The organism is Chelativorans sp. ZYF759 (genome assembly GCF_012911015.1).
Taxonomy (GTDB): domain Bacteria; phylum Pseudomonadota; class Alphaproteobacteria; order Rhizobiales; family Rhizobiaceae; genus ZYF759.
This window is the reverse complement of record NZ_WVVV01000001.1, coordinates 138,814-159,802: the sequence shown is the minus strand read 5'-3', so window position 1 is coordinate 159,802 and position 20,989 is coordinate 138,814. Positions and strand designations below refer to the sequence as shown.

Below are 20,989 nucleotides of genomic sequence, written 5' to 3'. Positions count from 1 at the left end.
ATAGATACTGCTCATAGTCGTTATAGATGAGAGCTATGGACCTCTCTCCACTCCCTCCCGCCGAGCGGCTCGCCCGCGATCTCGACTGGAATCTTCTGCGTACCTTCGCCGTGGTGGTGGAAGCCGGTTCGGTAACGCGTGGGGCGCAGAAACTGGGACTGCAGCAGCCCACCATCTCCAGCGCGCTCAAGCGGCTGGAGCAGCGGCTGGGCAAGCGACTGATCGACCGCAAACCCGGCCGTTTCGAACTGACCGAGGCCGGCCGCCTGCTCTACAATGAGGCGCGCGAGATTAATGGCGCGATATTGCGGCTCGGCACCCTTATCCGCGACGTCCGGGAAGAGGTCAGCGGGCACGTCCGCATCGCGATTGCCAGTCATGTTGTGTGCCCGCTTCTCGACGCAACGTTGGGCGAGTTTCACGCTCGGCACCCTGCGGCAACATTGTCGCTCGAGGTCAGCGCTAGCCGCCTGGCGGTCGAGGATGTCCTGGCCGGGCGCGTCTCCTTCGCCATCTGCCTGGTCAAGGAACACAGTCCCAAACTTCAGTACCGCCGCCTGTTTCGCGAGTTCTTCGGTCTCTTCTGCGGCCCGAGCCATCCCTTTTTCGGACGTGGGGATCTGCGCCTTTCCGACCTGGCCGGGCAAACCTCGGTCAGCTTCATCACCGATCAGCTGACAGACGCGCTGCGGCCGGTGACCCTGATGCGCGCACAGGCGCAGCTGGACGAGAGGGTGGTAGGCACCTCGCCCAACCTCGAGGAAGTCCGGCGCATGATCGTCGCCGGGTTGGGGATCGGCCCTTTGCCGATCCATGTGGTTCAGGAGGATGTCGAGATGGGGCGGCTGTGGCGGCTTCCACCCATCGACAATCCTCCGGCCATCGATGTGCATGTGGTCTGGAATCCAAAATCCAGACACAACCGCGCCGAGGGCTATCTGCTCAAGGGACTACTCGAGAAGATCCAGGCAACGCCGATCGAAGCGCGCACTTACCCGGCAAGAGACAGCAACTGAACCGAGGCCGATCTCCAGCTTATCCGAGACCGGATGGAGCTGTCGGGCCGACGGCCAAGAGGCGCCCGTTTTCCATTCCGCGCCGATCGAACAGCAAGAGGTCCGGCGAGCCCCTGAAGAGGCATATAAGTGGTCAGGATCGGGGCGGCGGGCGAACTATATTCTCCGTTGCCCATTCTTGCCGCATGCTTCACTGGTCAGCTGTGCCGCACGCTCAAGGTGCTTGTGCATATTCGTTTCGGCCAGGTCTTCTTCTCCGTCCAGAATGGCACGCGCGATGGCCCGGTGTTCGGCGACAGATGCTTCCAGCGCCGCCGGCGTGAGGAGGTTGTCTAGCTGGTTCATGATGGCGGGCAATTGCAGCTGGCGGCTCACCTGAGCGAGCTGGCGGTTGCCAGATGCGTCGTACACCGCTTCGTGGAAGGCGGAATTCTCGTCCATATAGTCTTGAATCAAACGGCGCGGCGCGTCCGACCAGATGGGCATGGTTGCCCGCGCAAACAGGTCGCGCACGGCCGGCGTCGCGACGCGTCTGGCCGCAAGCCGGGCCGACAAGCCCTCCAACTGCCGCCGCACCTCGAAAAGTTCCAGCACATCGCTCGCCGACAGACGCCGGACAATTGCGCCGCGATTGGGGACGATCTCGATGAGACCGTCGGCCGCAAGCCGGCGGAACGCTTCTCTCAGCGTGCCGCGGCTGACGCCAAGCTCGGCGGTCAGGTCCGCCTCCACCAGGCGCTGGGCAGGGGCAAAGCGGCGGTTCGTCATGCCCGAGCGCAGCGCCTTCACCACGCGCTCGACGGCAGTGGTCGCCTTTGCCGGTCCGTCAGTTTCGCGTCCTTCGTCCATGAAGAAAGAGCTACACCGGCGCATCCGGGATTGACAACAAAATCGTGCGCAATATTGTTCGACAAAATTGTTCAAATCGACGGGAGGAGCCGGAGTGCTGATCGGAAAGGCTGGGACAGCCACCACGAGCTTGTGCACGGCGGACGCCGAGACGATCACCGTGCGGGGATACGATCTTTGCACGGAGCTCATGGGCCAGAAGACCTTCACCGACTTCTTCTACCTATCGGTCACCGGCGTCCTGCCGAGCGACCAGCAGCGCTATTTCATCGACCTTCTGCTGATTTCGATCGCAGAGCACGGGCTGACGCCGAATGCCCAGGCCGCCCGCATGACGCTGGCGTCCGGGCCCGACGCGCTGCAGGCGGCTCTTGCCGCAGGCATTCTGGGCTGTGGCAGCGTGATCCTCGGTGCCGCCGAGGATGCCGGCTACCTGCTGGTCAAGGTCAGGGAAAACATGGCCGACAGCAACGACCTGGAGGCAGCTTCGCGTCGGGTCGCGAACGAAATCCGCGCCAATCGCGGCAAGCTTGCCGGCTTCGGCCATCCCCTGCACCGGCCGCTCGACCCGCGCGCGGAACGCATCCTGGCGCTGGCGCGCGAAAAGGGCGCCGCCGGGGCGCATTGCGCCATCGCCGAAGCGCTTCGCGAAGCTGTGACGGAAGCTTGGGGCAAGCCGCTCACGCTCAACGTCTCGCTCGCAATCGCGGCCGTTCTGCTCGATCTCGGCTTTCCCGTGCGGATGATCAAGGCCATCCCCCTGCTGGCTCGCACTGCCGGGCTGCTTGGGCATCTCGCCGAAGAGCAGGAGACGCCCATCGGCTTTCTCATGGCCGCGAGCGCGGAAGATGCGATCACCTATACACCGCAGGAGCAGCGGGCATGACTGATGCCACGATCCCCGATGATGCGCTCTTTCGCGCCCAGGTCACGAGGCTGTTGGCGCACTCCGCCTTCTACCGCGACAAGCTGAACCAAGCAGGCTTTGCCACGGTGGACGACGTGGGCGGCCTCGAGCAGATCGGCCAGCTGCCGCTCACCGAAAAAGATGAATTGCGCGCCTCGCGGACGCAAGAGAACCCGATCGGTGCGCATCTCGCCTGCGATCCTGCTGAAATCGCGCGCATCTATTCCACCAGTGGCACGACAGGTACCCCGAGCTTCATTCCCCTGACCGCCAATGACGTCGTCAACTGGGTTACGATTTCAGCGCGCAGCTATGGCACGTCCGGCATTGCCAAAGGCGAGAAGATCATCACCAGCTACAATGCCGGACCTTTCGCAGCTGGCGCGGCGCTGGGTGCCTTCGATCGTCTGGGCCTGTGTCACATTCCGATGGGTACGGGTAACACCGACCGGCTGCTTTTCGCCATCCAGACCTTGCGGCCCGATGCCGTCGTCGTCACCCCGTCTTACGCGCTTCACCTGGCGGAGGCCGCCCTTCAACGCGGCTTCGATCTCGCTCGGTCCAGTGTCAGCCGTGTGCTCGTGGCTGGCGAGCCGGGGGGCGGCGAACCCAAAATGCGCAAGCGCCTCGAAGAGGCATGGGGCGCGCGGGTGACCGAGGCGCTGGGGATCGGCGACATCGCGGTCTCATTGTGGGGCGAGTGCGAGCACCAGACGGGCATGCATTTCGGCGGCGCGGGTCTCGTGCATCCCGAGCTGATCGATCCCGATACCGGTCAGCTTATCCCCATGGAGGACGGTGCTCGCGGCGAGCTCGTCTACACCCATCTTCGCCAGGAGGCCGCGCCCCTCCTGCGCTTCCGCAGCCGCGACCATGTCGAGGTGTGGTCCTCGCCGTGCTCCTGCGGCCGCACGAGCCTGCGCATGCGCTGCATCGGCCGCACCGACGACATGCTGATCGTGCGCGGCGTCAACGTCTTTCCGACCGCCGTGCGCGAAGTGGTCAACGAGTTTGCGCCTGCCATCAGCGGGGTGATCCTGATCCGCCCGACCGCCGCGGGCGTCAAACAGGAACCGCCCCTGCCGGTGGACGTGGAACTCGGCCCGGAGGGCGAGGCGCCGTCGGGTCTTGCCGAACGAATCGAGGCCCGCCTGCGCGAGCGGCTCGTGGCGCGGCTGAAGGTGACGCTCGTGCCACACGGCACGCTGCCGCGCAGCGAGTACAAGTCGAAGCTGATCAGGCCGGTGGAGTGAGCGGCCGGCAAACAGGAAATTAACAAAGGGAGGAAATGACATGACTGCAGCCAGGACAGGAATAGTGACCGCGGTGGTCGCCACGGCCATGATGACGGCGGCCGCCAACGCGCAGACCGTGATCCGATACGCCGAATACGGACCCGACCGCGGCGTCCGTGCCGATGCGATCAAATACTTCGCCGAACAGATCGAGGAGCGCTCCGGCGGCGAGATTACGTTGGATCTGTCGTGGGGCGGCGCGCTGGTGGCCGGCCGTGACGTGATGCGCGCCGTTCAGTCCGGCTTCGTCGATGCCGGAACTTTCGTGCCGTCCTGGGAACCGGAGATGCTCCATCTCTACGAGGTCGGCGACGTGCCGATCGGCACCTCCGATGACTGGGTCGCAATGCACGCCATGTTCGACCTGGCATCGGAAAACCCTGCGCTGATCGAAGAGTTCGCCGATCACGACGCGGTCTATCTCATGCAGTTCAACACCGGCCCCGTGCAGCTCATCTGCAAGAATCCCATCGACAGCATCGACGACTTCTCGGGCCTGCGCATCCGCGCCGTGGGTCCCTATATCGAAGCCTTCCGCTCGCTCGGCGCCGAGATCGTCTCCTTCCCGCAGATCGAAGTCTACCAGGCGCTCGACAGTGGCCTGGTAGACTGCAACCAGGTTTACTGGAGCAACGTGACCGCCTACCGCCTCCACGAGGTCGCAGGCCATCTGGTCGAACTGAATTACGGACAGATGCTCGGCCTCGTCGGTGTGGTCAACAAGGGCATCTGGGATGATCTCTCGGAGGATCAGCAAGCCCTGATGCGCGAAGTGGGGCGCGACACGACCGATTACCTGGCCAGGGCGCTGATGTCGCTCGGCGACGAAGTGAAGGGTGACCTCGAGGCGGGCATCGACGGACACACCGTCGAGATTTCCACCCCGCCTGAAGAGGTGATGTCGGTGGTGCGGGCGCAGGGCGATACGCTTGCCCAGAACTGGATGGAGGCCGTGACCGCCAAAGGTCTGGATGGCGAGGGCGTTCTGCGTCACTTCAACGAAGCCCAGGCCAGCTACCAGCAGGAGCTGGAGGCCAACGGCTATCCGTGGGCCGACTAGCGGCCGCATGACCGCCGGGAGGGGATGATGGAAGACGAAGGCGAGGTTCCGCACCAGCGGCCGGCAGGCGCCGGTGTTCTGGATCGGACACTGCATCTGTTCGAGACGGCAGCGCTGGGCGTGGCCATGGCGGCCATCGCCTTCGCCACCATCGTCATCTTCCTGTCGGTCGCCGGCCGCAGCCTCTTCGGTCGCTCGATCCCCGACAACATCGTTCTGGCCGAAAACATGATGCCGCTGATCGTCGCGCTGCCGCTCGCCTATGTGGCGGCGCGACGAGGCCATATCGAGGTCGAGGTCTTCACGAACTTCCTGCCCCGACGCGGCATTCTCGTCCTCAACATGATTGCGAACGCCATCGGCCTCGTCATCTTCGGGCTGATCGCGTGGGGCGCATGGAACGTGCTCGGCAGCGATTGGAGCCGAGGGCGCTTTTTCGAGGGATTGTTGCGTATTCCCGCATGGCCGGCCAAAGCCTTCTTCGTGGCCGGGCTCGCCCTGTTCAGCGCGCGGCTGATCCTCAACTTCGTCGAGGATTTGATCAGTCTCTTCAAGCACCCTCAGCAGTATGGCCGGACCGATGCGGAACGCTGAAACGCCAGACCGCCGCACGCAGGCGAGGGATTGACCAATGGATCCGGTGCTTCTCGGTTCGCTCGGCATGGGCCTTGCGCTTTTGCTGCTCATTATCCGCGTACCCGTCGCCTTTGCGCTCGGTGCGGCGGCTGTGGGCGGCATGTTCGCCTACTTCGCCTTTCCCGCCAGCGGCGGCTTCCATCCGGAGCGCGCGCTGCGGCCGCTGCAATCCTTCCTGGCGTCGGACCCCTATTCCTTTCTCCATTCCTATCCGCTGCTCATGGCGCCTCTGTTCATCGCCATGGGCCACATCGCGCATCGCGCCGGCTTCACCACCAGCCTGTTCTACGCCATCCGCATCTGCTTGCCGGCGGTACCAGGCAACCTCGCAATGGCATCCGTGATGGGCTGCGGAGGGTTCTCGGCGATCACTGGCACGAGCGTCGCCTGTGCAGCCGCGATGGGGCGCATCGCCGTGCCCGAGATGCTGAAATTCGGCTACTCGCCGGCTCTGGCAACGTCCGTGGTGGCCGCGGGCGGCACGCTGGGATCGCTTATCCCGCCCTCGCTGCTGCTCGTCATCTACGGCATCTTCACAGAGCAATCGGTCAGCCAGCTGTTCCTCGCCGCCTTTATTCCGGGGATGCTCACCATCATCTTCTACCTGGGCATCGTGTGGGCATGGGTGAAAATCAGCCCGAGTTCGGCGCCTGAGGATCCTTTCCGCGCCACGCGCGAACAGCGCCGCGCGGCACTCAGGGCAACGTGGCCGTTCTTCATCCTGTTCTTCCTGATCATCGGCGGCATCTATCTCGGCATCTTCACGCCGACGGAGGCAGCCGCCGTCTCCGTCGTGGTTGCGACGGTTCTCGGCTTCGCGACACGCACGCTCACCTGGCGCGCGCTCGGGTTGGCCGTGCGTGATGCCGCCTATCAGACAGCCGCTGTCTTCGCGATAGCTGTCTCGGCCAAGATGCTCCTGTCCTTCGTCGCGCTGACCGGCGTCACGGGCTCGCTCCTGGCATGGATCGACGCCTCGGAACTTTCGTTCTTCGCCATCATGGCGGCGATCGTCGTGCTCTACATCGTGCTTGGCACCTTCCTCGACCCGATCGGCATCATCCTGCTGACCATTCCCCTCACCGTGCCGCTGATCGAGGCACAGGGGCTGAGCCTGATATGGTTCGCGATCGTGGTCATCAAGCTTCTCGAGGTGGGTCTGGTGACGCCACCGGTCGGCTTGAACACCTTTGTCATCAAGAGCGTGGTGGGCAAGGCGGTGCCGCTGGAGCAGATATTCAAGGGCGTAGTGCCCTTCATCTGCGCCGACCTGGTGATACTGGCTTTGCTGTTCGTGTTCCCGGCCATCGCGCTTTTCCTGCCAGCGTCGATGTGAGGGGTTGTCTCGGTCGGGATCGACAGCTCAAGCCCGCCCAGGGCGACTTTCACGACCTTCGATGAATCGCTTCGCGATCTCTGCCGAGGCCTCCGTCAATCTTCCGAGATACCGCCGCACGAACTGTTCTTCGTTCGCCGCGTGGGCTATCCAGACCAGATTGACCGAGCCGAGCACCTCTTCGTCGGCCATCACGGGCACCGCTATGGCTGCAACCCGCGCCTCGTTCGGCTGGGTCACAAAGTAGCCTGTGACACGTGTCGCATATCCCTTGCTGCGGACGTCCCTGAGCATCTTCTCAACCGTGCCCGTTTTGCGCGCCAATACGTCGTGTGGCTCGTTCGATTTCGCCAGCCGGCGAAGGATTTCGTCCCGCCTGTCTGGGTGGCAGTATGCCAGGAACGCGCGCCCCATCCCCGACTGCAGCATGTGGATCCCAAACCTGGTGACCGCGCGGTTCATCATGAAAGGCGAGCGCCGGCGAGACGTCTCCTGCACCCACATATGGCCGTCATCGTAGACGGCGAGGTCGGAGGGCCACAACACCTCCTGACAGAGCTGGTCGAGAACCGGAGCCGCCACTTCGGCGAGTACGCTGCGCTGAACTTCTTCCTCGGTCGGCACCGAGCGGACATTTGCATGATAGTGCTGGTCGGTCAGGCCGCGCCGCACATAGCCTTCCGCCTCCAGGGTACGCAGGATCCTAAGCAGCGTCGGCTTGGCCAGGCCGGTCGCACCGCTGATCTCGTGCAGAGACATGCCGTTGCCGTCCTGAACCGCCTGCAGGACGCAAAGACCGCGTGACAGTGCGCGGATTGTCTCGTTTTGTGTCATGGAATAAGCGTAGCGTGGATTCCGCCTGGCGGAAAGCATGTGCGTTCGTGGTTCTATGTCGACCTCCCCTGAGACATGCTCTCGAAGTCCAACAGGACAGTGCTCGGGGAGGAGCTCATGTCGAACGCTACTGATGGCGACGCCGCTCCGGTCGGTGGCATCTTCCGCGTCGTTCATTTCGCGGCCCGAGTGCTCGGCATCACGGTCGCGATCGTCGGCCTGTATGTAGCAGGGCTCGGCATTCTCGATGAAACGCTGATGCGCGTTGGCACATTCGGTATCGCGGGCGTTCTTCTTCTCCTGACCTCGATGGCGCTGCGTCCCAGCGGCGGCTCGCTTCGCCACCTCGGCCTGCTCGTCGACGTTGTGCTGCTTGCGGCCTTCCTCGCTGCCATCTGGCGCTACATGGAGATCGGCCGGGCGCTCCAGATCGGTCTTTATATGTTTCAGCAGACCGACATCCTGCTGGGAACGCTGGGCCTCGTCGTTCTCCTGGAGCTCACGCGCCGCGCCATGGGGCTGCCGCTTCTCATCATCTGCCTGCTCGGGCTTGCCTATGCGGTATTCGGCGACGTGCTGCCCGGCATTTTGCGGCATAGCGGGTTCTCATTTCAGCAGGTGCTGCAGGTCACGTGGTATTCTTTTGACGGCGTGTTTGGCGGCCCGCTGTCGGTCGTCGTAAGCCTTATCCTCGTCTTCATCGTCTTCGGCGTGCTGCTGGAGGGCATTGGCGCCGGCGCGGTGCTGCTCAAATTCGCCTTCGCGCTGACCGGCCATACCCGCGGTGGCCCCGCCCATGCCGCGATCGCCGCGAGCGGTGCCTTCGGCACCATGTCGGGCTCGGTCGCAGGCAATGTCGTGGGAACCGGCGTCATCACCATTCCCATGATCCGCGATCGTGGCTTCTCGGGCCGCTATGCCGGTGGCATTGAGGCGGCAGCCTCTTCCGGCGGGCAGTTCATGCCGCCCGTCATGGGAGCGGTCGCCTTCATCATGGCCGACGTAACGGGCATTCCCTATCTCACGATCTGTCTGGCCGCGCTGGTTCCGGCGCTGTTCTACTATCTCTCCCTGTTCGTTTCGGTTCACCTTGAAGCCGTCCGGCGCGACATCAAGCCGATCCCCAAATCCGAACGGCCCATCCTGACGGCGCACGACTATCTCATGTCGCTTTGCTTCGTCGTTCCGCTCGGGGTCGTGGTCGCCCTGATGGTTATGGGCCGCTCACCCGCGCTGGCCGGCTTCTACGCAGTCTTGACCGCGCTGGCGCTGGGTCTCCTGTTCAACCCCGACTTGCGTCGCCACCCGATGCGCATCGTTACTGCTCTTGCAAATGCCGGCGCCGCCGCCGCGCAGATCATCATCGCGGTCGGCGCCATCGGAATTCTGATCGGCGTCATGAACATGACCGGGCTTGGCCTGCGCTTCGCTGGCGTCATCCTGTCCGTGGCGGGGGACTCGCTGTTTTTGGCGCTGATCATGATGATGCTCGGTTCGCTTGTTCTCGGCATGGGGATGCCGACAGTTCCGGCATATCTGATCATCGTGCTGGTGATGGGGCCGGCGATTGAGCAGATGGGTGTCCCGACCGTGATTGCCCATCTGTTCGTTGTCTATTTCGGCGTCCTGTCGGCAATCACACCGCCGGTGGCAATCGCGGCTTTCGTGGCCGCGCCCATCGCAAAGGCCAATCCGATCATGATCAGTCTCGACGCCTCCAAGGTGGCGTTGATCGGCTTCGTGATCCCCTTCGTGATGGTCTACAACCCCTCTCTCGTGCTCGTCACGCCGGAGTTTTCCTGGCTCGGCTTCGTCTGGATCGCCCTGCGGCTGATGCTCGCGATCTGGATGTTCTCGACTGCTTTCACCGGCTATGCGGCCGGCCGGATCGGGCTGCCGAGCCGTGGCGCTCGGCTCGTGCTGGGCCTGGCGGTGCTCGTGCCTTGGCTGTGGGTCGAGATCGCTAGTCTGGCGCTGATCGCGCTGATCGTTTCACGCGATGCCGCCCCCCTAATCCTGGCGCAATCCGCCACCGCGCAGGATCGCAAACTGAACAAGGCGGAACAAGGATAAAGGAGGAAACCGCGATGAGAGGAAAGAACAGATTTATGGCCCTGGCGGCAGGCGTCGCCATGTGCCTGTCGGTCGGTCAGGCTGCTGGGCAAGACTTCTACCGGCTGGCAACACTCGGACCCGGCTCCACGCCCTATCTCGTGATGAGCACTTTCGCTCAGCTCGTCGGCGACCGCATCGACGGGCAGATCCAGGTCAACGCGACCGGGGCGGCTACCCAGCATGCCATCGAGGTCGCCAATGGGCAGCTGGACTTCTTTATGTGGTCGGCCAGCGTTCACGCCTCCATGAAGGGGGGCATCAACATGTACGCGCAAATCCCACAGGCACCGGAGCTGTCGGAAAACCTGCGCGCGGTCTTTGCCTTCCCGCTCGGGCTCTACCACATCGTGACCTATGGCGATTCCGACGTGCACTCGCTTTCCGATGCCGCGGGCAAGCGCGTATTCCTGGGACCGCCCGGCGGCGGTGCAACGGTCATCATGGGGCAGATCATGGAGGCTGTCACCGGTATGAAGCCTGATGAAGGCTACACTTCCGTCCAGCTTGGTTGGGAAGCCGCGCTGCAGTCTTTCCAGGACGGGCGCATCGACGTCTACATCAACCCCTCGATCCCGCCCAGTCCGGTCATCGAGCAGATCGCCATTTCCAATCCGATCCGGCTGATCGGGCTCTCCGAGGAAGAGATTGCGAAGCCGGAGGTGCAGACCATACTCAATCGTCCCGGCGGCGTGCTGGGCGAAATACCCGCCGATGCCTATGGCGCCAACCAGCTTAACGATGCGCCCGTGCAGACCCTGGGATCCATCGTCGGCGTTGGCACCGGCGCCCACATGGATGACGATGCCGTCTACGAGATCACCAAGGCCTTCTGGGAGGGCGTCGAGGTGAGCCGCGAACAGACACGTTGGCTGCGTGAGATCACGCTTGAGAACGCCTTTCAGGATCTGAACCTGCCGCTTCATCCGGGCGCGGAACGCTATTACCGGGAGATCGGTCTCGACATTCCCGAGGACCTGATCGCCCAGTAAACGGCGCAAGAGCAAGGGGCCGCCTTGGGCGGCCCCTTTCCCAACCTGAACCTGCCCGCAAGGACGTCATGAGCAAGCCTAGAAACATCCTTTTCATCATGGCCGACCAACTGAGGGCGGATTATCTGTCCTGCTACGGGCACCCCACGTTGCAGACGCCCGCCATGGACTGGCTGGCATCGCGCGGTATGCGCTTCGACCGCGCCTATGTTCAGGCAACCGTCTGCGGACCGTCCCGGATGTGCTTCTATACCGGGCGGTACATGTCTTCCCATGGCTCGACCTATAACGGCGTTCCGCTGCGCGTGGGTGAAATGACGATGGGCGACCATCTGCGCCCGCTCGGCGTTCGCACGGCGCTTGTCGGCAAGACGCACATGGCAGCCGACATGGAAGGCATGAAGCGCCTCGGCGTCGATCCCAATTCCTATGAGGGCGTGCTGGCGAGTCAATGTGGCTTCGAGCCGTATGAGCGCGACGACGGGCTCTGGCCCGACGCGATGGTGCCCGAGGATCTGCCCTACAACAGCTATCTTCGCTCGCTGGGCTACAATGTCGACAATCCGTGGCACGACTACGCCAATGCGGGCCGCGACGCCGACGGCAGCGTCAAGTCGGCCTGGTATCTGCGCAATTCGGGCTTGGCGGCGGAGGTCCGGGAGGAACACTCGGAGACCGCTTACATGACCGACCGCGCGATGGATTTCATCAAGGATGCGGGTGATGAGTCCTGGTGTCTGCACCTGTCCTACATCAAGCCACACTGGCCCTATATCGCGCCCGCACCCTACCACGACATGTATTCGGCCGAAGACGTGCTGCCCGCAGTGCGAAACGAGGCGGAACGGGAAAATCCTCATCCCGTTTATGCGGCCTACATGCAGCACGAGGAAAGCCTGAACTTCGCCCGCGAGGAGGTCCGGCGACTTGTTGTTCCCGCCTATATGGGCCTGATCCGGCAGATTGACGATCACCTCGCGCGCCTGTGGCGCTTCATGGAAGACCGTGGCTTGTTCGAGAACACGATGGTCGTCATCACCAGCGACCACGGCGACTATCTGGGCGATCACTGGCTCGGAGAGAAGGAGATGTTCCACGAGCAGAGCGTGCGCGTCCCCCTGATCGTCTATGACCCGGATCAAGCGGCCGATGCCACGCGAGGCACGGCAAGCGACCTCCTCGTCGAGGCCATCGACCTGGCGCCGAGCTTTGTCGAATTTGCCGGCGGCAAGGTGCCCGGGCATATCCTCGAAGGCCAGTCGCTACTGAGAGTGACGCGGGCCGAGAAAGCGCTGTCGGCCGACGAATGGCGCAGCGCGGCGGTCTCGGAGTGCGACTACGCCTTTCGTAATGCACGTCTCCAGCTTGACCGCTCGCCATCGGAATCGCGCGCCTACATGGTGCGCACCGAACGCTGGAAATACATCTTCTACGAGGGCTACCGCCCGCAGCTGTTCGACCTTGTCGACGATCCTGAGGAGCTTGTCGATCGCGGTGAGGATGCAGCGCTCGAAAACGTCCGCGAGTTGCTTCGCGCGAAGCTGTTCGACTGGATCCGGACTCGTCGAATGCGCACGACATGTTCCGACGAGGAGGTTGAGAAGCGGACGGACACACACAAGAATCGGGGTATCTATTTCGGCGTCTGGTAGATGACGCGGGATTTGTGTCGTCGGCATCCACATCGTACGCGCCGTGTCTTGCGCCACCACGCGGACTCAAGCCCCTTCCCGGCTGGGAAATCGCGAAAGGTGCCGCGCCTCCAACTGGCTGGGAAATGATGGACCACGCATCTGCGGGCCGACGATGACGGCCGGTCCCGGGCCCATTTTTCCAGTCACCCTATAGCCGCTGCTTCGACGGCGGCTCTTATTTTTGCATTGCACAATGAGAGCGCGTGCTTGAAGTTGTGGCGATGACCGCTCGTCCCCTGAACATTCTTGTCATTGATGAAAATCGCATCCGTGCCGCCATCATCGAGGATGGATTGCGCGAGGCCGGCCACGACCAGGTCACGGTCGTTCACGACGTATCGGGCATTGCCCGGCGCATCATCGAGGTCGGCCCCGACGTCATCGTCATCGATCTGGAAAACCCCAATCGCGATATGCTGGAGAGCATGTTCCAGCTGTCGCGAAGCGTGAACCGGCCGATTGCCATGTTCGTCGATCGCGCGGATTCGGCTTCCATCGAGGCGGCGGTCGAGGCCGGCGTCTCCGCCTATGTAGTCGACGGGCTGCGCAAGGAACGCGTGAAACCCATCATGCAGATGGCCATCAGTCGCTTCAACGCCTTTTCGAGGATGGCCAGAGAGCTCGAGGAAGCGCGGGGCGAACTGGAAAACAGGAAAATTATAGAGCGGGCCAAGGGCATCCTCATGACGTCGAGGAAGCTGAGCGAGGACGAGGCCTACGCGCTGCTGCGCAAGAACGCGATGAACCAGAACCGCAAGATCGCGGATGTGGCGCAGAGCCTCGTCACCGCCGCCGAGCTTCTCGGACCGGAAGGATTGAGCCGATGAGCAGCATACAGATCAATGCCGGCTTCATGCCTCTCTTCGACAGCGCCGTGCTGGTGACGGCCTGCGAAATGGGCTTTGCCGCCGGCGAGGGGATCGAGCTCAACCTGTTCCGCGAAACCTCCTGGGCCAGTATCCGCGACCGCATCGCGATCGGGCATTTCGATGTCGCGCACATGCTCGGCCCCATGCCGCTTGCCGGCAATCTGGGGCTCACGCCGCTTGCCTCGGAAACGATCGTCCCCTTTGCGTTCGGACTGGGCGGCAATGGCGTGACCGTTTCGAACGCCGTTTGGGAAGGAATGTTGCGGTTCGGCGCGCAGCCGACCCTCGACCCCGCGCGCAATGGGCTTGCCCTGAAGGAGTTGATCCACAGCCGGCGGGGAGAGGACAGGTTGCTGCGTTTCGCGGTGACGCATCCGCATTCCGGGCACAATTACGAACTGCGCTACTGGCTGGCCGGCTGTGGCATCGATCCCGAAAGCGAGATCGAGATCGTGATCGTCCCGCCCCCCTTCATGGCCGATGCGCTGGCGGCGGGGCGCATCGATGGCTACTGTGTGGGCGAGCCTTGGAACAGTGCTTCCGTCGTCACCGGCAAGGGCCATATCGCAACCGTGAAAGCCGCCATCTGGCGCAACAGCCCCGAGAAGGTTCTGGGCGTGCGCAGGATGTGGGCGCAGGACAATGCCGAGGCACTGGCGGCGCTGCTTCGTGCCTTGCACAAGGCTGCGCGATGGTGCCAGGATCATCGCAACCACGCCGAACTCACCGCCCTGATGGCTCGTCCCGCCTTTCTCGGACAGCCGGCGGAAATCCAGATGCGTGCGCTGACGGGCAGTCTCGATCCGGGCGACGGCGTCTTCCGTTATGTCGAGGATTTTTTCCTGCCCTTCGACAAGGCCGCGAACTTCCCCTGGAAGAGCCACGCGCTGTGGTTCTACACGCAGATGGTCCGCTGGGGTGATGTGGCGCATTCAGAGGCCAATGCCCTGACAGCGCGCGAATGCTACCGCCCGGACCTGTACCGCAGCGCGCTCAAGCCGCTCGGCGTGGCGCTGCCAGGGGCGAATGCGAAGGTCGAGGGAGCCCTGACCGCGGCCACCCCCGTCGGGTCGGCCGGCGCCAGCCTCACACTCGGACCGGACGGCTTTTTCGACGGCCGGATCTTCGACCCCGACGCCCTGGATCGCTATATCGAGGAGCAGGCCCGAGCGGGCACGACCGCGACCTGAAATGGACTGGCATGCCCGGAAATTGTGCAGCGCACATCGACATGCTGCACAGCACGTCATCAATGGCGTCGTGCCGCGCCGATAGGGCCTCCTCAGTAAGCCGCTGAAAATACGTTGTCTTTTCCGGCGCCGCCAAAGTGGCACGCTTCCTGCATATCTATCGCTGAGGGCCCCAGGCCCACGAAATCGGCGTCCAAGGACGGGCGCCTCACCAGGCAAAGCCGCCGATCAGTCTTTCGCTCACCCGGAAACGGGCACGCAAGACTGGCCGGCGGCTTTTCTTTTGGACCAACGGGCGGCGGGAATGACGCCAAAGTGGAGACCGACATGAGCGAGAAGATCGAGAATGGCAGGGTGGCACGGACCGATCGCCGGGCCTTCCTCAAGGGAGTTGCGGCTACGGGCGCGCTGCTCGGCGCGGCAAAGGCATTGCTTCCCTATGGCGCGCATGCGGCGGCAGGCGGACCGGAGGTCTCGGGGGCGCGGCTTGGCTACATCGCGCTGACCGATTCCGCGCCGCTGATCATCGCCAAGGAAAAGGGGCTCTACGCCAAATACGGCGTGCCGGACGTGGAGGTCGAGAAGCAGGCATCCTGGGGTGCGACGCGCGACAACATGGCGCTCGGCAGCGGCTCTGGCGGCATCGACGGCGGTCACATCCTGCGCCCGAAGGTTCATCTCTACGCCTCCGGACGGGTCATGCAGAACAACCAGCCGCTGCCGATGTACACGCTGCTCAGCCTCAACGAGGACTGCCAGGGCATCTCGGTTGCGCAGGAATATGCAGACACCGGCGTCACGCTTGATTCCGGTGCGCTGAGGGAGGCCTTCGAGCGGAAGAAGGCGGCCGGCGGCGAGGTTACTGCCGCCATGACCTTCCCGGGCGGCACGCATGATCTCTGGATCCGCTACTGGCTGGCCGCAGGCGGCATCGACCCCGACCGCGACCTCAGCCTGATCGTTGTTCCGCCGCCGCAGATGGTGGCGAACATGAAGGTCGGCAACATGGATTGCTTCTGTGTCGGCGAACCCTGGAACGAGCAGCTCGTCAACCAGCGGATCGGCTTCACCGCGCTGACCACCGGAGAGCTGTGGTCCCATCATCCCGAGAAGGTGCTCGGCATGCGCGCGCAGTTCGTGGACGAGAATCCCAACGCCACGCTGGCCATCATGATGGCCGTCATGGAAGCCCAGCAATGGTGCGAGGAGATGGAGAACAAGCAGGAGATGGCCGAGATCATCGGCCGGCGCCAATGGTACAACGTCCCCGTGCCGGACATCATCGGCCGCATCAGGGGCGACATCAATTACGGCAACGGCCGCACCGCCGAAGGCACCGACCTGCTGATGAAGTTCTGGGGCGAGAAGGGCGAGACATCCTATCCCTGGAAGAGCCTCGACACCTGGTTCATGACCGAAAACATCCGCTGGGGCTATTTCCCGGCCGAGACCGACGTCAAGGCCATCGTCGACGCCACCAATCGCTCCGACCTCTGGCTGGAGGCCGCGAAGGGACTGGGACTGACGGACCTGCCCGAAGGCGACAGCCGCGGCGTGGAGACGTTCTTCGACGGCAAGGTCTTCGACCCGGCAGACCCCCAGGCCTACCTGCAGAGCCTCGAGATCAAGGCCACCGCCTAGCTCGACATCCCTGAACGCCAACCTCCCCACCCAATCGGAAGGCAAGTTGAATGACCGTACAGGCCTTGCAGGGCGAAACGATCGCCCGTCTCCCGCGACAAACCGAAACGACAACGCCACCGCGCGTCGTGGCGCTGCCAACCCCCGACCTTCCGAAGCGCAGGCTGGCGGGAGCCATGGCCTGGCTCGCCCGCAACCTGCTGCCGCCCTTGCTGGTGGTGGTGCTTCTGCTCGCCGTCTGGGAGGCCACCTTCTCCTCGCCGGGCTCCTCGCTGCCGCCGCCCTCGACCGTCTGGGCGGAAAGTTACGACCTGATCATCGATCCGTTCTTCGTCTTCGGGTCGCAGGACATCGGGCTCGGCTGGCGCGTCCTGGTTTCGCTGGAGAGGGTTGCCTACGGCTTCGGGCTGGCGGCGATCGTCGGCGTTCTCATCGGCGCGGTGATCGGCCAATCCGTCTGGATGATGCGCGGTCTCGACCCGCTGTTCCAGGTGCTGCGGACCGTCCCGCCACTCGCCTGGCTGCCCATCTCGCTCGCCGCCTTCATGGATTCGCGTCCCTCCGCGATCTTCGTGATCTTCATCACCGCGATCTGGCCGGTGATCATCAATACGGCCGCCGGGGTGCGAAACATTCCGCAGGACTACCGCAACGTGGCGCGTGTGCTGCGGCTCAACCAGATCGAGTTCTTCTTCAAGATCATGGTCCCGTCGGCGGCCCCATACATCTTCTCCGGGCTCAGGATCGGCGTCGGACTGTCATGGCTCGCCATCGTCGCGGCCGAGATGCTCACCGGCGGCGTCGGCATCGGCTTCTTCATCTGGGACGCGTGGAACTCCTCGCGCCTGACCGACATCATCGTGGCGCTGGTCTATATCGGCCTGGTCGGCTTCGTCCTCGACAAGCTGGTTGGCCTGCTCGGCTACGTCGTCACCCGCGGCGCGCCCGCCAACTGAGGAGAGCGACATGACCGCCTATCTCAATCTCGACCGCATCGGCAAGACCTTCACCCGCGGCGCCCAGCGCACGGAAGTCCTGCGCGACATCAAGCTGACCATCGACAAGGGAGAATACATCTCCATCATCGGTCATTCCGGCTGCGGGAAATCGACGCTGCTCAATCTCGTCGCCGGGCTCGTACCGATCACCGAGGGCGCGGTGCTCCTGGAAAACAAGGAGGTCAACGCCCCCGGGCCGGACCGGGCCGTGGTCTTCCAGAACCATTCGCTGCTGCCCTGGCTGACCGTCTACGACAATGTAAAGCTGGCCGTCTCCAAGGTCTTCGCCGGCAAGAAGTCGCGGGCTGAGCGGCATGACTGGATCATGGAGAACCTGTCTCTCGTCCAGATGGCGCATGCCGCTGACAAGCGCCCGGCGGAAATTTCGGGCGGCATGAAGCAGCGTGTGGGCATTGCCCGCGCGCTGGCGATGGAGCCCAAGATCCTGTTGCTCGACGAGCCCTTCGGCGCGCTCGACGCGCTGACACGCGCCCATCTCCAGGACCAGATGATGGAAATCCATTCTCGGCTCGGCAACACCGTCATCATGATCACTCACGATGTCGACGAGGCGGTGCTGCTGTCGGATCGCATCGTGATGATGACCAACGGGCCGGCGGCCACCATCGGAGACATTCTGGACGTCCCGCTCGCACGGCCGCGATCGCGCATCACCCTGGCCACCGACCGCAACTACCTGCGCTGCCGGGAGGCCGTCCTGAAATTCCTCTACGAGCGCCACCGCTTCGTGGAAGCAGCGGAGTGAGTGCGATGAGGGAGAAGCTCGTCATCATCGGCAACGGCATGGCGCCCGGGCGAATGCTCGAGCACCTGCTGGAAGCCGCGCCCGACCGCTACCAGATCACCATCTTCAATGCCGAGCCGCGCGTGAACTACGACCGCATCATGCTGTCACCCGTGCTTTCGGGAGAAAAGACCTTCGAGGAGATCGTCATCCACGGGGACGGCTGGTACGTCGAGCGCGACATCATGCTCTACAAGGGGCACAGGATCGTTGCCATCGACCGCGCGGCGAAGACGGTTACCTCCGAGCACGGCGAAACGGTTGCCTACGACAAGCTGGTCATCGCCACCGGATCGGTGCCGTTCATTATACCGGTGCCCGGCAGCGATCTTCCCGGTGTCATCACCTACCGCGATCTCGACGATGTCGACGCCATGCTGCTGGCCGCGCAGTCGCGGGAGAAGGCGGTGGTGATCGGCGGCGGGCTGCTCGGGCTTGAGGCCGCCGCCGGGCTGAAGGCCCGCGGCATGGACGTGACCGTGCTGCATGTCATGCCGACGCTTATGGAGCGCCAGCTCGACGCGGCCGCCGGCTATCTGCTGCAGAAGGCCGTCGAGGCGCGCGGCATCGAGGTTCTGACCAAAGCCAACACGAAGGCGATCCTCGGCGAGGGGAGGGTCGAGGGCGTCGAACTCGCGGATGGCACGATCATCCCCGCCACGCTCGTCGTCATGGCCGTCGGCATCCGCCCGAACGTCGCCGTGGCGAAGGAGGCGGGGCTGGAGGTCGGGCGCGGCATCGTCACCGACGAGAAGATGGTGACATCCGACCCCGACATCCTTTCCGTTGGCGAATGCGCCGAGGTGGGCGGCAATGTTTACGGCCTCGTGGCGCCGCTCTACGAAATGGCGCGGACCGCGGCCGCAACGCTTTCGGGCAGCCAGGACAAGCGCTTCGTCCATTCCGACACGCCCACCAAGCTCAAGGTAACGGGCATCGATCTCTATTCGGTCGGCGATTTCGCAGATGGCGAGGATCGCGAGGAAATCGTCCTGCGCGACGCGTCCTGCGGCATCTACAAGCGCGTGATCCTGAAGGAGAACCGCGTGATCGGGACGGTGCTCTTCGGAGAGACCTCCGACGGTGCATGGTTCAACGACCTGAAGAAGAAGCAGACCGACGTGTCGGAGATGCGCGACACGCTGATCTTCGGGCAGGCCTTTCAGGGAGGAGGCAACGCGGACCCTTTGGCCGCCGTTGCGGCACTGGCGGATGATGCGGAAATCTGCGGCTGCAACGGCGTCTGCAAGGGCAAGATCGTTTCCACCGTCACGTCGAAGGGGCTGACATCGCTCGACGATGTGCGCGCCCACACCAAGGCTTCCGCTTCCTGCGGCACCTGTACGGGCCTGGTCGAGCAGCTGATGCGGCTTTCGCTCGGCGACAGCTACAATCCGGCCGCCGTGCAGCCGATGTGTTCATGCACTGATCTCGGCCATGATGACGTACGCCGCCTCATCAAGGCGAAGGGTCTCAAGACCATACCCGCCGTCATGCAGGAACTGGAATGGAAGACCTCGTGCGGCTGCGCGAAGTGTCGTCCGGCGCTCAACTACTATCTCGTGGCCGACTGGCCCGACGAATATGCCGACGACTACCAGTCGCGCTTCGTCAATGAGCGCGTCCACGCCAACATCCAGAAGGACGGCACCTACTCCGTCGTGCCCCGCATGTGGGGCGGCATGACCTCGTCGAAGGAACTGCGCGCCATCGCCGACGTCGTCGACAAGTTCGCGATCCCCGCGGTCAAGGTGACGGGCGGCCAGCGCATCGACATGCTCGGCATCCGCAAGGAAGATCTGCCCGCCGTGTGGGCCGATCTCGGCGAGGCCGGTTTCGTCTCGGGCCAGGCCTATGCCAAGGGCCTGCGCACCGTGAAGACCTGTGTCGGCTCCGACTGGTGCCGCTTCGGCACGCAGGATTCGACGGGCCTGGGCATCCGTATCGAGAAATTCATGTGGGGCTCGTGGACGCCCGCCAAGGTCAAGATGGGCGTCTCCGGCTGTCCCCGAAACTGCGCCGAGGCGACCTGCAAGGATGTCGGCGTCATCTGCGTGGATTCGGGCTTCGAAATCCATTTCGCCGGTGCTGCCGGCCTCGACATCAAGGGCACCGAAATTCTCGGATCGGTCAAGACCGAGGACGAGGCGCTCGAGGTCATCGTCGCGCTGACGCAGATGTATCGAGAGCAGGGCCGTTATCTGGAACGCATCTACAAATGGGCCAAACGTATCGGCACCGAGGAGATCAGGCGGCAGGTGCTCGACGATTTCGATCGCCGCAAGGCCTATTTCGACCGGTTCGTCTTCTCCCAGAAATTCGCGCAGGTCGATCCGTGGTCGGAGCGTGTGTCAGGAAAGGACAAGCACGAGTTCCAGCCGATGGCGGCCCTTTCCTTGCAGCAGGCGGCGGAGTGAGGCGATGAACTGGTTCGACATCGGCGCGATCGACGACATCCCCCTGCGCGGTGCCCGCTGCGTGGCGACCCCGCAAGGGCGCATCGGCGTATTCCGCACGGCGGGAGACACCATCTACGCGATCGAGGATCATTGTCCGCACCGCGGTGGTCCTCTCAGCGAGGGTATCGTGCACGGCGCATCGGTGACGTGCCCCTTGCACAATTGGGTGTTTTCGCTCGAGACGGGCCAAGCGCAGGGTCCGGACGAAGGCTCGGTCAAGACCATTCCTGTGAAGGTCGTGAATGGCCGCATTTCGCTTGGCCTCGACCTCGCCGCGATGGCCGCCGAGTGATGGT

The 20,989-nt window shown here is 63.7% G+C and carries 18 protein-coding genes; 16 read left to right on the top strand and 2 right to left on the bottom strand.

Features of this window, described 5'->3' with window-relative positions:
- Positions 1–35: 35 nt before the first annotated feature.
- Entirely contained in the window at positions 36–1,016 is a 981-nt protein-coding gene (locus GRZ55_RS00700; protein ID WP_169284955.1) for a LysR family transcriptional regulator, read from the top strand.
- A gap of 156 nt (positions 1,017–1,172) precedes the next feature.
- Here GRZ55_RS00700 and GRZ55_RS00695 read toward each other — a convergent pair whose 3' ends face one another.
- The gene (locus tag GRZ55_RS00695; RefSeq protein ID WP_169284954.1) at positions 1,173–1,865 is read right to left on the bottom strand and encodes a GntR family transcriptional regulator; all 693 of its coding nucleotides are present in this window, start codon (positions 1,863–1,865) and stop codon (positions 1,173–1,175) included.
- A 94-nt stretch (positions 1,866–1,959) separates the two neighbouring features.
- Here GRZ55_RS00695 and GRZ55_RS00690 point away from each other — a divergent pair, with 94 nt between their 5' ends.
- From GRZ55_RS00690 to GRZ55_RS00670, 5 genes are read left to right on the top strand one after another with little or no spacing between them, the layout of a single operon-like run.
- Entirely contained in the window at positions 1,960–2,751 is a 792-nt protein-coding gene (locus GRZ55_RS00690) for a citryl-CoA lyase (protein ID WP_169284953.1), read from the top strand.
- Positions 2,748–4,025, top strand: a complete 1,278-nt coding sequence (locus tag GRZ55_RS00685) for a phenylacetate--CoA ligase family protein (protein ID WP_169284952.1) — start codon at positions 2,748–2,750, stop codon at positions 4,023–4,025. The genes GRZ55_RS00690 and GRZ55_RS00685 overlap by 4 nt, the downstream gene beginning before the upstream one ends.
- A 40-nt stretch (positions 4,026–4,065) precedes the next feature.
- The gene (locus GRZ55_RS00680) at positions 4,066–5,127 is read left to right on the top strand and encodes a C4-dicarboxylate TRAP transporter substrate-binding protein (protein WP_169284951.1); all 1,062 of its coding nucleotides are present in this window, start codon (positions 4,066–4,068) and stop codon (positions 5,125–5,127) included.
- 24 nt (positions 5,128–5,151) lie between these two features.
- Positions 5,152–5,721: a TRAP transporter small permease gene (locus tag GRZ55_RS00675; protein ID WP_210257167.1), complete on the top strand. Its 570-nt coding sequence runs from the start codon at positions 5,152–5,154 to the stop codon at positions 5,719–5,721.
- A gap of 37 nt (positions 5,722–5,758) precedes the next feature.
- Positions 5,759–7,099 (top strand): TRAP transporter large permease, encoded by a 1,341-nt coding sequence (locus GRZ55_RS00670; protein ID WP_169284949.1) that lies wholly within the window; start codon positions 5,759–5,761, stop codon positions 7,097–7,099.
- Positions 7,100–7,126: 27 nt separating this feature from the next.
- Here GRZ55_RS00670 and GRZ55_RS00665 read toward each other — a convergent pair whose 3' ends face one another.
- Complete coding sequence (locus GRZ55_RS00665) at positions 7,127–8,110, bottom strand: helix-turn-helix domain-containing protein (RefSeq protein WP_169284948.1); 984 nt, start codon at positions 8,108–8,110, stop codon at positions 7,127–7,129.
- On the opposite strand from GRZ55_RS00665, the gene GRZ55_RS00660 reads away from it, so the two are divergent.
- The 10 genes from GRZ55_RS00660 to nirD all read left to right on the top strand — a co-directional run bounded on the left by GRZ55_RS00660 (position 8,051) and on the right by nirD (position 20,985).
- Positions 8,051–10,006, top strand: coding sequence for a TRAP transporter fused permease subunit (locus GRZ55_RS00660; RefSeq protein WP_169284947.1), 1,956 nt, complete (start codon positions 8,051–8,053; stop codon positions 10,004–10,006). The genes GRZ55_RS00665 and GRZ55_RS00660 overlap by 60 nt on opposite strands.
- 14 nt (positions 10,007–10,020) lie before the next feature.
- On the top strand, positions 10,021–11,037 hold the full coding sequence (locus GRZ55_RS00655; RefSeq protein ID WP_210257166.1) for a TAXI family TRAP transporter solute-binding subunit: 1,017 nt from the start codon (positions 10,021–10,023) through the stop codon (positions 11,035–11,037).
- A 68-nt stretch (positions 11,038–11,105) separates the two neighbouring features.
- The gene (locus tag GRZ55_RS00650; RefSeq protein WP_169284946.1) at positions 11,106–12,689 is read left to right on the top strand and encodes an alkaline phosphatase family protein; all 1,584 of its coding nucleotides are present in this window, start codon (positions 11,106–11,108) and stop codon (positions 12,687–12,689) included.
- 263 nt (positions 12,690–12,952) lie between these two features.
- Positions 12,953–13,558, top strand: coding sequence for an ANTAR domain-containing response regulator (locus GRZ55_RS00645; protein WP_169284945.1), 606 nt, complete (start codon positions 12,953–12,955; stop codon positions 13,556–13,558).
- Positions 13,555–14,790 (top strand): CmpA/NrtA family ABC transporter substrate-binding protein, encoded by a 1,236-nt coding sequence (locus tag GRZ55_RS00640; RefSeq protein ID WP_169284944.1) that lies wholly within the window; start codon positions 13,555–13,557, stop codon positions 14,788–14,790. The genes GRZ55_RS00645 and GRZ55_RS00640 overlap by 4 nt, the downstream gene beginning before the upstream one ends.
- 327 nt (positions 14,791–15,117) lie before the next feature.
- Entirely contained in the window at positions 15,118–16,431 is a 1,314-nt protein-coding gene (locus tag GRZ55_RS00635; protein ID WP_169284943.1) for a CmpA/NrtA family ABC transporter substrate-binding protein, read from the top strand.
- 50 nt (positions 16,432–16,481) lie between these two features.
- Positions 16,482–17,387 (top strand): nitrate ABC transporter permease, encoded by a 906-nt coding sequence (gene ntrB / locus GRZ55_RS00630; RefSeq protein WP_169284942.1) that lies wholly within the window; start codon positions 16,482–16,484, stop codon positions 17,385–17,387.
- Between the two features lie 10 nt (positions 17,388–17,397).
- Positions 17,398–18,195, top strand: coding sequence for an ABC transporter ATP-binding protein (locus GRZ55_RS00625; protein ID WP_169284941.1), 798 nt, complete (start codon positions 17,398–17,400; stop codon positions 18,193–18,195).
- Positions 18,196–18,200: 5 nt separating this feature from the next.
- The gene (gene nirB / locus GRZ55_RS00620) at positions 18,201–20,651 is read left to right on the top strand and encodes a nitrite reductase large subunit NirB (RefSeq protein WP_169284940.1); all 2,451 of its coding nucleotides are present in this window, start codon (positions 18,201–18,203) and stop codon (positions 20,649–20,651) included.
- A gap of 4 nt (positions 20,652–20,655) precedes the next feature.
- Complete coding sequence (gene nirD, locus GRZ55_RS00615) at positions 20,656–20,985, top strand: nitrite reductase small subunit NirD (protein WP_169284939.1); 330 nt, start codon at positions 20,656–20,658, stop codon at positions 20,983–20,985.
- Positions 20,986–20,989 lie beyond the last annotated feature (4 nt).

Coding starts and splice junctions, on each gene's coding strand:
- GRZ55_RS00640 (WP_169284944.1), top strand. CDS start 13,555: ATGAGCAGCATACAGATCAATGCCGGCTTCATGCCTCTCTTCGACAGC.
- nirB (WP_169284940.1), top strand. CDS start 18,201: ATGAGGGAGAAGCTCGTCATCATCGGCAACGGCATGGCGCCCGGGCGA.
- nirD (WP_169284939.1), top strand. CDS start 20,656: ATGAACTGGTTCGACATCGGCGCGATCGACGACATCCCCCTGCGCGGT.
- GRZ55_RS00695 (WP_169284954.1), bottom strand. CDS start 1,865: ATGGACGAAGGACGCGAAACTGACGGACCGGCAAAGGCGACCACTGCC.
- ntrB (WP_169284942.1), top strand. CDS start 16,482: ATGACCGTACAGGCCTTGCAGGGCGAAACGATCGCCCGTCTCCCGCGA.
- GRZ55_RS00680 (WP_169284951.1), top strand. CDS start 4,066: ATGACTGCAGCCAGGACAGGAATAGTGACCGCGGTGGTCGCCACGGCC.
- GRZ55_RS00700 (WP_169284955.1), top strand. CDS start 36: ATGGACCTCTCTCCACTCCCTCCCGCCGAGCGGCTCGCCCGCGATCTC.
- GRZ55_RS00665 (WP_169284948.1), bottom strand. CDS start 8,110: ATGAACGACGCGGAAGATGCCACCGACCGGAGCGGCGTCGCCATCAGT.
- GRZ55_RS00660 (WP_169284947.1), top strand. CDS start 8,051: ATGTCGAACGCTACTGATGGCGACGCCGCTCCGGTCGGTGGCATCTTC.
- GRZ55_RS00685 (WP_169284952.1), top strand. CDS start 2,748: ATGACTGATGCCACGATCCCCGATGATGCGCTCTTTCGCGCCCAGGTC.
- GRZ55_RS00655 (WP_210257166.1), top strand. CDS start 10,021: ATGAGAGGAAAGAACAGATTTATGGCCCTGGCGGCAGGCGTCGCCATG.
- GRZ55_RS00675 (WP_210257167.1), top strand. CDS start 5,152: ATGATGGAAGACGAAGGCGAGGTTCCGCACCAGCGGCCGGCAGGCGCC.
- GRZ55_RS00635 (WP_169284943.1), top strand. CDS start 15,118: ATGAGCGAGAAGATCGAGAATGGCAGGGTGGCACGGACCGATCGCCGG.
- GRZ55_RS00625 (WP_169284941.1), top strand. CDS start 17,398: ATGACCGCCTATCTCAATCTCGACCGCATCGGCAAGACCTTCACCCGC.
- GRZ55_RS00650 (WP_169284946.1), top strand. CDS start 11,106: ATGAGCAAGCCTAGAAACATCCTTTTCATCATGGCCGACCAACTGAGG.
- GRZ55_RS00670 (WP_169284949.1), top strand. CDS start 5,759: ATGGATCCGGTGCTTCTCGGTTCGCTCGGCATGGGCCTTGCGCTTTTG.
- GRZ55_RS00645 (WP_169284945.1), top strand. CDS start 12,953: ATGACCGCTCGTCCCCTGAACATTCTTGTCATTGATGAAAATCGCATC.